The 10,441-nt window shown below is 72.8% G+C and carries 12 protein-coding genes; 8 read left to right on the plus strand and 4 right to left on the minus strand.

The genetic code is table 11. The features are described 5' to 3' along the window. Positions 1-119 precede the first annotated feature (119 nt). Complete coding sequence (locus ACZ7LE_RS23390) at positions 120-1,229, plus strand: sensor histidine kinase (protein WP_470405612.1); 1,110 nt, start codon at positions 120-122, stop codon at positions 1,227-1,229. After that, positions 1,226-1,900: a response regulator gene (locus ACZ7LE_RS23395; protein WP_470405613.1), complete on the plus strand. Its 675-nt coding sequence runs from the start codon at positions 1,226-1,228 to the stop codon at positions 1,898-1,900. Before ACZ7LE_RS23390 ends, ACZ7LE_RS23395 begins: the two co-directional genes overlap by 4 nt. A gap of 16 nt (positions 1,901-1,916) precedes the next feature. On the opposite strand, the gene ACZ7LE_RS23400 is transcribed toward ACZ7LE_RS23395, so the two are convergent. Next, positions 1,917-2,303, minus strand: a complete 387-nt coding sequence (locus ACZ7LE_RS23400; protein WP_470405614.1) for a hypothetical protein — start codon at positions 2,301-2,303, stop codon at positions 1,917-1,919. A gap of 154 nt (positions 2,304-2,457) precedes the next feature. Here ACZ7LE_RS23400 and ACZ7LE_RS23405 point away from each other — a divergent pair, with 154 nt between their 5' ends. The 4 genes from ACZ7LE_RS23405 to ACZ7LE_RS23420 all read left to right on the plus strand — a co-directional run bounded on the left by ACZ7LE_RS23405 (position 2,458) and on the right by ACZ7LE_RS23420 (position 5,112). Continuing rightward, on the plus strand, positions 2,458-2,889 hold the full coding sequence (locus ACZ7LE_RS23405) for a hypothetical protein (RefSeq protein WP_470405615.1): 432 nt from the start codon (positions 2,458-2,460) through the stop codon (positions 2,887-2,889). A gap of 109 nt (positions 2,890-2,998) precedes the next feature. Next, positions 2,999-3,817: a C40 family peptidase gene (locus ACZ7LE_RS23410; RefSeq protein WP_470405616.1), complete on the plus strand. Its 819-nt coding sequence runs from the start codon at positions 2,999-3,001 to the stop codon at positions 3,815-3,817. 207 nt (positions 3,818-4,024) lie between these two features. Next, the gene (locus ACZ7LE_RS23415; RefSeq protein ID WP_470405617.1) at positions 4,025-4,714 is read left to right on the plus strand and encodes a M15 family metallopeptidase; all 690 of its coding nucleotides are present in this window, start codon (positions 4,025-4,027) and stop codon (positions 4,712-4,714) included. 35 nt (positions 4,715-4,749) lie between these two features. Beyond that, on the plus strand, positions 4,750-5,112 hold the full coding sequence (locus ACZ7LE_RS23420) for a hypothetical protein (protein ID WP_470405618.1): 363 nt from the start codon (positions 4,750-4,752) through the stop codon (positions 5,110-5,112). A 44-nt stretch (positions 5,113-5,156) separates the two neighbouring features. Here the strand turns inward: ACZ7LE_RS23420 and ACZ7LE_RS23425 are convergent, their stop codons facing one another. Continuing rightward, positions 5,157-5,669 (minus strand): MarR family winged helix-turn-helix transcriptional regulator, encoded by a 513-nt coding sequence (locus tag ACZ7LE_RS23425; RefSeq protein ID WP_470405619.1) that lies wholly within the window; start codon positions 5,667-5,669, stop codon positions 5,157-5,159. Between the two features lie 124 nt (positions 5,670-5,793). Between ACZ7LE_RS23425 and ACZ7LE_RS23430 the strand changes: the two genes are divergently transcribed. Continuing rightward, positions 5,794-6,732, plus strand: coding sequence for an NADP-dependent oxidoreductase (locus tag ACZ7LE_RS23430; RefSeq protein WP_470405620.1), 939 nt, complete (start codon positions 5,794-5,796; stop codon positions 6,730-6,732). 26 nt (positions 6,733-6,758) lie between these two features. Here the strand turns inward: ACZ7LE_RS23430 and ACZ7LE_RS23435 are convergent, their stop codons facing one another. Both ACZ7LE_RS23435 and ACZ7LE_RS23440 read right to left on the minus strand, forming a co-directional pair. Beyond that, positions 6,759-8,174, minus strand: coding sequence for an MDR family MFS transporter (locus tag ACZ7LE_RS23435; protein ID WP_470405621.1), 1,416 nt, complete (start codon positions 8,172-8,174; stop codon positions 6,759-6,761). After that, positions 8,171-9,631, minus strand: coding sequence for an aldehyde dehydrogenase (locus ACZ7LE_RS23440; protein ID WP_470405622.1), 1,461 nt, complete (start codon positions 9,629-9,631; stop codon positions 8,171-8,173). Before ACZ7LE_RS23440 ends, ACZ7LE_RS23435 begins: the two co-directional genes overlap by 4 nt. A gap of 129 nt (positions 9,632-9,760) precedes the next feature. On the opposite strand from ACZ7LE_RS23440, the gene ACZ7LE_RS23445 reads away from it, so the two are divergent. Continuing rightward, positions 9,761-10,306: a TetR/AcrR family transcriptional regulator gene (locus ACZ7LE_RS23445; protein ID WP_470405623.1), complete on the plus strand. Its 546-nt coding sequence runs from the start codon at positions 9,761-9,763 to the stop codon at positions 10,304-10,306. Positions 10,307-10,441: the final 135 nt, after the last annotated feature.

The following is a 10,441-nucleotide window of genomic DNA, read 5'->3' on the forward strand; positions in this document are numbered from 1 at the left end:
GCAGCAACTTCGAGCTGCCGTGGCTGTGGCAGTCGCCTGGGACATACTGCGCACGTAGTAGTCGGCGCTGGTCCTCCGGGGGGAGTCGCTCGCGGCCCCGTGCTGGCTAGGCTTCCGGTGTGCGCGCGCGGATCATGGAGTGGGCGATCGCCGTGGGGGTGGCGGCGGCATCTCTGGTCACGGGACTGACCGAGCAACGTTCCGCTGCCGATGCCGAAGGGTTCGGTTACGTGCTGCTTGTCCTGGGCGGCCTGGCCTTGGGCATGCGCCGGCGGATACCGACCACCGTCCTGGTCCTCACCGGGCTGTGCGCGGTGGGGTACCAGGCAGCCGGGTTCGACGTCCCGGCGATCGCCTACCTGTTCGCGCTCTACACGGCGGTGCGTACCGGGCACCGTCGCGTCGCGGTGGTGGTGAGCGTGCTCATGCTTGCCGTGCTCCCGGTCGCGGCGTGGCTCTCCGGGCTGCAGGACATGGGTGACGCGCTGGCACAGGCCAGAGGAGCCCTGGAGATCGCGTGGCTCATAGCGGCGGGGGCGGCCGGTGAGGCGCTGCGGCAGGCTGAGTTCCGGGCCGACGAGGCGGAGCGTACCCGCGAGGCGACGGCGCGGGCGCGGGCCGACGAGGAGCGGCTGCGCATCGCGCGGGAGCTGCACGACTCGCTCACCCATCAGATCTCGGTGATCAAGGTGCATTCGGAGGCGGCCGTGCACGTGGCCCGCAAGCGGGGCGAGGAGGTACCGCAGGCCTTGCTGGCGATCCGGGAGGCCGGTCGGGAGGCGACCCGCGAACTGCGGGCGACCCTGGAGATGATGCGCGACGACGACTGGCATCCACCACACGGGCTGGCGGAGGTTCGACGCCTGGTGCACCAGGTCCGGACGGCCGGTGTGGACGTGACGCTGACGATCGTGGGGGAACCGGGTCCGGTGCCGGTCACGGTGGACCAGACCGCGTACCGGATCGTCCAGGAGTCGCTGACCAACGTGACGCGGCACTCGGCGGCCTCCTGCGCGTCCGTCCTGATCGAGTACCTGCCCGACGCCCTGGCCATCCGGGTCGAGGACGACGGTACGGCCACGCCGGACGCCGCACCGGAACACGGTGTCGGGCTGCTCGGTATGCAGGAGCGGGTTGCTGCGCTCGGAGGCCGACTGGGAGCGGGGCCGCGGGCTGACGGCGGCTTCGCCGTCCAGGTCAGGCTCCCGCTCGAGCGGGCACACCCGTGATCCGCGTCCTGCTGGTCGACGACCAGCCCCTGATCCGCAGCGGCTTCCGTGCGCTCCTGGAGGTCGAGGACGACATCGAGGTGGTCGCGGAGGCTGGTGACGGTCAGAAGGGGTTCGCGCTGGCCGCGCGGCTCGTCCCTGACGTCGCGCTCGTCGACGTCCGGATGCCGGTCGTGGACGGTATCGAGATGACCCGGCTCGTCGCCGCGGACCCGGCACTGGACGCGGTGCACGTCGTTGTCCTGACGAACTACGGACTGGACGAGTACGTCCTCGACGCGCTGCGTGCGGGTGCGGCCGGATTTCTCGTCAAGGACGTGCAGCCGGACGACTTCCTGCACGCCGTGCGCCTCGCCGCGCGCGGTGAGGCGCTGCTCGCTCCGTCCATCACCCGCAGGCTCATCGACCGGTACGTCACCGAGCCCCCCAGGATCAACGCCACGACGGCGATGGCGGAGCTGACCAACCGGGAGCGTGAGGCCGTCGCGCTGGTCGCGTTCGGGCTGTCCAACGACGAGATCGCCGGCCGCATGGTGATCAGCCCGCTGACGGCGAAGACCCACGTCAACAGGGCCATGACCAAGCTCGGTGCCCGCGACCGGGCGCAGCTCGTCGTCTTCGCCTACGAGTCCGGCCTGGTCACGCCACGAAGGTCTGGGCAGCAGGGATGACGCGCGACCGGCCCGGTCACTCCGGCTCGATGTACCCGGTGATCTCCCGCCCCCGCCCGGTGTGGGTCGCCTTCGGCTCCAGCGCCTCGTTCTCCGGCCAGTCGAGCGGGATCTCCGTGACGTCCGCGCGGTCGAACTCGAGGACCGTGTCGTTCTCCAGGGCGCTGTACTGCGACCGGTAGGGGTCGTCCACGACCCCCGTCAGCCGGTCGCCGTCCTGCTCGGTGACGCGCACGTAGGGCGTGTCGGACCAGCCGGTCTCCACGCTCCCGTTCTCCGACACCTGGACGCGGACGATGTTGCCCACCGCGACGTGCTGCCGGATCTCGGGGTGCAGCTGGCCGCCCGACCAGTCGTAGACGTCCTCTGACCTGGGCCGGAACACCTGGTAGTCACCGTTCACGTGCTCAGGCTAGCGAGTGGCGCGTCGGCTCCGGGACCAGTGCGGACTCGCCGCGGCGACCACCTGGTCGAGCCGCATCCAGACGGTGCCCCGGTCCCGCTCATCACGCCGTGTTGCCCCGTTCCGTGTCCATACCGTTACTCTTGGGCTCGCCATGAACCTGACCCGTGCCGCTCGCTCGCTCCTCGCCGATCCTCGGCGAGAGGTCAAGAGTGTCCTGGCCGTCATGTTCCTGGTGTTCACCGTCCTGAGCGTGCAGCTGCTGTGCAGCGTCCACCTGGACGAGGCCGGACACGCCCACCCGGCGAGCGCCGTCGGGCAGTACGCGGTATCTGCCGTGGTGTCCGCGGAGGCCGGAGGGGCCTCCGGCCACCACGGCGAGGACCCGAACCACTGCTCGGAGAACCGCACGGTGACGGCCCGGTACGACCGGACCGTGTCGCCCTCCGCGGAGCTGGCCGGAGAGCCGGACCTCGCCCTGCAGTGGCTGGTGCCCGACCTCGCGCACCCCGAGCACGGGACCGCCTCCGGCGTGGCCGTGGCAGCCGCGCCGTCGCTCCACGCCCTCGGGATCTCCCGGACGTAGACCGCCACCTCCCGTCGACACCACCCCACCTGGGGTGTCGACCGGTGTCGCGCGCCCCGAACCCGGGGCCGCGTGTGGTTCTACTCCGATCCGAAAGGTCCCAGCTTTCATGGAGCCCAGCTACACCCCTGACCCGACCGTGCGCGGTCGCGGTCGCCACCGGGCGGTCCGCCCGGTCCTGGCCGACGTCGCCCGAGCCGCCACCGAACAGGTCACCACGTTCGCCGGGCGAACCGCCGTCGCGGCCGCGGCCGGTTCCGGCGTGCTGCTGTCCCTGGTCGCGACCCCCGCTCAAGCGGCCCCGGCAGTCACCACGTCCCTGGCCGGCAAGTCCGTCCAGGGCGCCCTCAACACGGCGGACCTCAACGCCCTGGCGGCCCAGGCCAAGGAGTCCGTCGCCGCAGCGCCGGTCGTGACCGTGGCCAACGACGCCGAGCTCAGGGTCGAGCGGGCCGCCGTCTCGGTCGTCTCGGCGGCCGAGAACGACGAGTACCAGGCGCAGCTCGCCGCCGAGGCGGAGGCCGAGGCAGCCGCCGAAGCCGCGGCCGCCGCCGCGGAGGCGGCCGCGGCCGCGGTCGACCTCCCGGCCTCGGCGTCGAGCTCCGCCGTGGTGTCCATCGGCATGCGGTATCTCGGCGTGCCCTACCTGTGGGGCGGCTCGACCCCGGCCGGGATGGACTGCTCCGGGTTCACGTCCTACGTGTACGCCCAGGTCGGGGTCAACCTGCCCCGCACCTCGTCCGAGCAGCGGTACGCCGGACCGGAGGTCTCCTGGTCCGACGCGCAGCCCGGTGACCTGATCTGGTCGCCCGGGCACATCGCGATCTACGCCGGTGACGGCATGCAGATCGAGGCGCCCGTGCCGGGCAAGACGGTGCGCTACACGCAGATCTGGCAGTCCAACCCGACGTTCATCCGCGTTCTCTGACGCACTCCGCGTGAGGGGCGGGCCGGCGCCCGCCCCTCACGCCTCTGCCTTCGACCCTGCCGATCCCCAGGAGAAACACCCATGGCGACACCGACGCGAGCACGGCCCAGGCGGGGCCGGCACTCCGCCCCGCCGAGCAGTCCGCTGTCCGCGGTCACGAGGCGGTGGCCGTTGAAGCTCGGGGTGGGCGTCGCTCTCGTCGCCACCATGTCGGTCACTGTGGCGACCGCGGGCGAGCCGGGACGTGACGCGCGCGACCAGCCGGGAGCCGCCGCTGCGCTCACCGGCCCGTCGGCCGGTGCGGTCGAGACCGCGCGCGACCGGGAGGCCGGCGCATCCCGCAGCCAGGAGCGCGCACCACGTGGAACGGCCGACGCCGGCATCACCGTCCCCCAGGACGCCACGATGCCCGGCGGGGAGAGTGCGCCCGTGGAGGTCGCGGCCCCGCCCGTCCTGCCGGGCTGCGACGGCGAGGCGACGGGCTCGGGCCTCAACGGCCAGGTGCCCGACGACGAGCTGTGCGACCTCTGGGACGGCTACCCGCCGGTTCGTGCCGATGCCGCCGTCGCGCTGGCCCGGCTCAACCAGGCCTACACCGAGCAGTTCGGCGAGGCGCTGTGCCTCACGGACGGCTACCGCAGCTACGCGCAGCAGGTCACCGCGAAGGCGCAGAAGCCGACGCTGACGGCGACGCCCGGCCGGTCCAACCACGGTTGGGGCCTGGCCGTGGACATCTGCGCCGACAGCTACGCCGGCGAGCGCTGGGACTGGCTCAAGGCCCACGGCCCGGAGCACGGCTGGGACAACCCGGGTTGGGCGCAGGCCGGCGGCTCCGGGCCGTACGAACCGTGGCACTGGGAGTTCACGGAGGCTGTCGCGCTGGTCGACGGTCACTAGGGTCGGGAGCCTCTGCGATGTCCGAGGGGGCAGCGATGACCGTCCGAGATCTCGACTTCCATCCCGACGAGGACGACGTCCGCTGCTTTCGCGTGCCGGCCCCCGGCGTCCTCGTGAACGACTCCGGTCGATACGTGCGCCAGAGCCTGGAACCGGTCGCTCACGGGGACACCGACGACAAGCTCGTCCTCCGCCACCTCGCCTTCTCGGCCGAGTGGTTCAAGATCAACGCGACGTACGACCTGGCCGGCGACCTGATGGAGACCCGGCCGCCCGACGGCGCGCCGTTCGCGCCGGTGGCGACGGCTCCGGTGCCGTTGCCGGTCGAACGGGCACCCGTGAGCGAGGTCCCGTCGGTGTCTCCGGGGATCCGCCCGACCTGGTCGGGGACCGAGTAGGCCGGCGGCGTCGCCACGCGGCCGCGGCCCGCAGCGCCGCAGCCCTATTCCGCCGCGGCCGCCTTCTTCCGCCGCCGCGCCCCCGCCGACCGTGGCGGCGTCCGGCGCATGTGGTCCCGCGCGCGGCCGAGGATGTCGGCGAGCGTCTCGATGTCGGCACGGCTCAGCGGGGCGAACAGCAGCTCGTCGAGAAGGCCGACGTGCCCCGGGAAGACCTCCGCGAGCACGGCGCGCCCCGCCTCCGTGATCGTCACGGTGACGCCCCGCTCGTCGTCGGAGGACTGCGATCGGGTGACCAGCCCCCGCTTCTCCAGTGTCTGGGCCTGGTAGGTGAGCCCGCTGCGGCTGTAGACGACGCCGTCGGCCAGGTCGGTCATCCGCCGGCTGCCCGTCGGCGAGTCCCCGAGGGTCGCCAGGAGCTGGAACTGCACGTAGCTCAGGTCCCCGGCGTCCCGCAGCTGCTGCTCGACGGAGTGCTTCAGCAGGCTGCTCGCCTCGATGAGGGCGAAGTAGGCCCCCAGCTGCGTGGCATCCAGGGGCGGCGGGGTCGAGGTCACGTCCCCAGCCTAGCCAGGCGCATTGATGCTTCCAACTCGAAGCACTTGCTTCCAATTTGAAGCAGTGCTAGCGTCCTCGTCAGTTGCTTCGAATCCGAAGCATGTGACCGAAGGGAACGACATCATGAAGGCAGTTCGGTTCCACGAGACGGGCTCCGCCGAGGTTCTGCGGTACGAGGACGCCGACCAGCCGGTTCCCGGCGCAGGCGAGGTGCGCGTCCGGGTCGCCGGATCGGCGTTCAACCCGGCCGACGGCGGCATCCGCGGCGGGTTCCTACCCTTCCCCGTGGCGCTGCCGCACGTGCCGGGCTACGACGTCTCGGGCACGGTCGACGCGCTCGGCGACGGCGTGGAGGGCCTCGCCGTGGGCCAGGACGTGGTCGGGTTCATCCCGATGATCGCCGACGGCTCGGCGGCGCAGTACGTCGTCGCCCCGGCGGCGGACCTGGTGCCCGCACCGACGCGCATCCCGCTGGCCGACGCCGCCGGGCTCCCGTCCGTGGGGCTCACCGCCTCGCAGGCGCTGTTCGAGGCCGGCGGGCTCCAGGCCGGCCAGCGGGTGCTGATCAACGGCGCCGGCGGCCCGGTGGGCGGGTACGCCGTGCAGCTTGCCAAGCGCGCCGGCGCGTATGTCGTCGCGACCGCGAGCCCGCGCAGCGAGCAGGCCGTGAAGGCGGCCGGCGCGGACGAGATCGTCGACCACACCACCACCTCGGTGCTCGACGCGGTGACCGAGCCGGTCGACGTGCTGCTCAACCTGGCCCCGATCACCGCCGAGGGGTTCGTCGCGCTGGCAGCCCGGGTCCGCGACGGCGGCGTCGTCGTCTCCACGACGCCGACCGTGGCCACGCCCGGCGACGAGGCGCGCGGCGTGCGTGCCGTCACGGTCTTCCTGCACCCCGACGCCGACGTGCTCGCGGGCCTGGTCGCGCTCGTCGACAGCGGCGACCTGCACGTGGAGATCGCCCGGCGCGTGCCGCTGAGCGAGCTGCCGGAGATCCACCGGCAGGCCGACGCGGGGCAGGTTCACGGCAAGGTCGTGGCGGTCCCGCCCGCCGTCTGAGGGCCGGGGCTTGACGCCCCGGCGGCTCAGGACGGCCGGCCGACGGCGGCGGCGGACCCCGGGCGCGCCGGGGTCCCCGTGACGGACGCGGTCCGCGGACGCCTCAGGAGCGCGGCGAGGACGGTGCCGACGACGACGACCGGCGTGATCCACAGGAACGCGCTGCCGATGGTGTGTGCCAGGTCCTCGCCCAGCAGGCTGCCGAAGACGGCGACGCCGAGGGCGGCGCCGATCGACCGGGAGAACGTCACCACCGCGCTGGCGGCACCGATGTCGGCGGTGGGCACCGCGTTCTGCGCCGCCGTCAGCGCCACCATCGGCACCATGCCGATGCCGACGCCGGCGACGAGGAAGTAGGCGACGAGGGCGAGCTGGCTCGTCCCCGGTGCGAGCGTGCTGAGGAGCAGGAGCCCGACGACGTTGAGCGCCATGCCGACCACCAGCACCAGCCGCACGCGGGCCGGGTTCGCGACCCACCGCCCGGCGAGCGACTGGCTCACCACCAGCCCGATCACCAGCGGCAGCATGTGGATGCCGGAGAGCGTGGCCGACACCCCGTCGACCACCTGGAGGTAGGTCGGCAGGTACACCAGCACGCTGAACATCGCCACGTTGGCGATGAACCCGACGGCGGAGGCGACGGCCACCGTGCGGGAGGCGAACATCGAGAGCGGCAGCACCGGGGCGGCGGCACGGCGTTCCACGGGGATCAGCAGTGCCGCCAGGACCACGGCCGTGACCGCGAGGGCCAGGGTACTGGGCGATGCCCAGCCCCAGCGGGGGCCGAACGAGGCGATCAGGACCAGTGCGGTGGCCCCGCCGGCGAGCAGCAGGGCACCGAGGTAGTCGATGCGAGCCGCGGACCTGTGCGCCGCGGTGGGCAGGGCACGCCTGGCGAGGAGCACGGCCACGAGCCCGACGGGCACGTTGATCAGGAACGCCCACCGCCAGGACAGGTGGTCGGTGAACAAGCCGCCGAGCAGGGGGCCGGCGATGCTGGCGATGCCGTACACCGAGCCGAACCGGCCCTGGTAGCGGCCGCGTTCCGCGGGTGCGACGAGGTCGCCGACGAGCGCGAAGGTCAGGACGATCATCCCGCCGCCCGCGAGGCCCTGGACGGCCCGGGCGGCGATCAGCTGGGGCAGGTCCTGGGCGAGCCCGCACAGCGCGGACGCGACCAGGAACGCCGTCGTGGCGACGAGGTAGAGGCGCTTGCGCCCCAGCATGTCGCCGAGCTTGCCCCACAGCGGGGTGGCCGCGGTCGAGGCGAGCAGGTAGGACGCGGTGATCCAGGCGATGTCGCGAAACCCGCCGAGGTCGGTGGCGATCCGGGGCAGGGCGGTGGTGACGATGGTCTGGTCCAGCGCGGCCAGCAGGACCGCGAGGATCAGGGCGGCCATCGCCGGGCGTACCGCGGGCCGGGTCGGGGTGTCGAGGCTCATCGTTCCTTCTCCTCCGGGATCGTGACGGTCTGGTACTCGGTGTAGGTGCCGAGCCCGACGGCGCCGTACTCGCGGCCGAGGCCGCTGGCCTTGAACCCGCCGAACGGGCCGTCGAAGCCGATCGGGGCGCCGTTGACGGTCACGGTGCCGGTCCGCAGCCGGCGCGCGACGGCCAGCGCGTGCTCGGGGTCGGCGGACCAGACGCCGCCGGACAGGCCGTACTCGGAGCCGTTGGCGATGCGCACCGCGTCCTCCTCGTCGTCGTAGGCGATGACCACGAGGACCGGGCCGAAGATCTCCTCCCGCGCGACGCGCATCGACGGGTCGACGTCGGCGAAGAGCGTGGGCGTCACGTAGTTGCCCTGCTCCAGGCCCGCCGGCACCTCCGGTCCGCCGGTGACGAGCCGTGCTCCCTCCTCGATCCCGGTGCGGATGTAGTCGAGGACGCGCTGCTGCTGGTCACGGCGGATCATCGGGCCGACGAAGGTCTCGGCGTCGGCCGGGTCGCCGACGCGCAGCGACTCCATCAGCTGCTTGAGCCCGGTGACGACCTCCTCGTAGCGGCTGCGCGGGGCGAGGATGCGGGTCTGGGCGATGCACGACTCGCCGTTGTTCAGCAGGGAGCCGAACCGGACGCCCCGGACGGCGGCGTCGACGTCGGCGTCGGGCAGGATCAGCACGGCCGACTTGCCGCCGAGCTCGAGGCTCACCCGCTTGAGCTGTTCGCCGGCCAGCGAGGCAATGCGGCGGCCCGCGCGGGTCGATCCGGTGAAGGCGACCTTGTCGACGTCCGGGTGCCTGACCAGGTGTTCACTGGTCTCGCGATCCGCGGGCAGGACGCTGATGACACCCTCGGGCAAGCCGGTCTCGGCCAGCAGGTCCGCGAGCAGGGACATGCTGAGCGTGTTCTCCGGCGACACCTTGAGGACGACGGTGTTGCCGGCCAGCAGCGCGGGGATGATCTTGGCCATCGCCGAGGAGAACGGCGAGTTCCACGGGATGACCGCGGCGACCACGCCGACCGCCTCGCGGCGGACGACCGACCGGAACGGCGCGGCGGGGTCCGACGGGTCGAGGGTCCGCTCCCAGTCGAACTCCTCCGCGGCCTTCAGGTAGGCGACGGCCTGCCGGGTCAGGCCGGGCTGGCCCGCCGTGGTGAACCACAGGGCGGAGCCGTTCTCCGCGGAGATGAGCGCCGTGATCTCGTCGGCGCGCTCCTCGCGGAGAGCGTTCAGCCGCCGGATCGCGGCGATCCGCTCCTCCGGCGTGGTCCGGGGCCACGGGCCTTCGTCGAAGGCCGTCCGGGCAGCCGCGACGGCCCGGTCGACGTCGGCGGGCAGCGCCTGCGCCGCCCGGCCGATCACGGAGTTGTCGTGCGGGGAAACGATGTCGAGCAGCGCGGTGCCGCTCGGGGCGGTCCACGTGCCGCCGATGAAGAGCTGGTTCCGGGTGATCACTGTGTTGCCTCCTCAGGCTGTATCTGTCACATCAATGTAGCAGTTACTCAGCAGAAGAGGCACAACTGTGAGGCAGTAGACAGGGGTGGTTCGCGTGGCGGGTCGTCAGCCCGCGGGTAGGTTGTGGGCGTGAGAGCCGACGCCGCGCGCAACCTCGAACTCCTGCTCATGACGGGCGCGCGCATGCTCGCGGACGATCCCTCGGCGAGCATCGCGGCGATCGCGGCCGAGGCCGGGGTGGACCGCAGGACGGTCTATCGGCGGTTCGCCGGCCGCGAGGAGCTGTTGGCGGCGGTGTACCAGGCTCGGCTGGACGCGATCGAGGCCGTGACCGTGGAGGCCCGGCTCCGCGAGGCGCCCGTGCCCGTGGCGCTGCACCGCTACGTCGAGGGCATCGTCGGGGTGAACCGGGCGTGGCCGACCGAGATCAGCCGCATGCGCTCGGACCCGGAGATCTGGGCCCGGCGGCTCCGCGCGATCGACGAGGTGGACCTGTTCCTCCAGCGCGCGGTGGACGAGGGGGTGCTCCGGCCGGGGCTGCCCGCGCGCTGGCCGGGCGGCGTCCTCGGGCAGCTGCTCCACCTCTCCGCGCGGGAGCTCTCCGAGCTCAGCGACGCGCAGGCGGCCGACGTCGTCGTCGACACGTTCCTGCGGGCCTTCGGGGCGAACCGCTAACCGCTCGCGTGCTGCCGGGCGGTGCCGCCCGGCCGTGGGGGGGTTTTTTTCCGTTGGGGGGGTCCGCCCCCGCGGGGGGACGACCCCCCCCCCCCCACCAACCCCCCCCCCTCCCCCCCCAAACAACCGGCACAC

Source organism: Promicromonospora sp. NPDC110617, assembly GCF_055598465.1.

Coding starts and splice junctions, on each gene's coding strand:
- ACZ7LE_RS23405 (WP_470405615.1), top strand. CDS start 2,458: ATGAACCTGACCCGTGCCGCTCGCTCGCTCCTCGCCGATCCTCGGCGA.
- ACZ7LE_RS23410 (WP_470405616.1), top strand. CDS start 2,999: ATGGAGCCCAGCTACACCCCTGACCCGACCGTGCGCGGTCGCGGTCGC.
- ACZ7LE_RS23415 (WP_470405617.1), top strand. CDS start 4,025: ATGTCGGTCACTGTGGCGACCGCGGGCGAGCCGGGACGTGACGCGCGC.
- ACZ7LE_RS23420 (WP_470405618.1), top strand. CDS start 4,750: ATGACCGTCCGAGATCTCGACTTCCATCCCGACGAGGACGACGTCCGC.
- ACZ7LE_RS23430 (WP_470405620.1), top strand. CDS start 5,794: ATGAAGGCAGTTCGGTTCCACGAGACGGGCTCCGCCGAGGTTCTGCGG.
- ACZ7LE_RS23435 (WP_470405621.1), bottom strand. CDS start 8,174: ATGAGCCTCGACACCCCGACCCGGCCCGCGGTACGCCCGGCGATGGCC.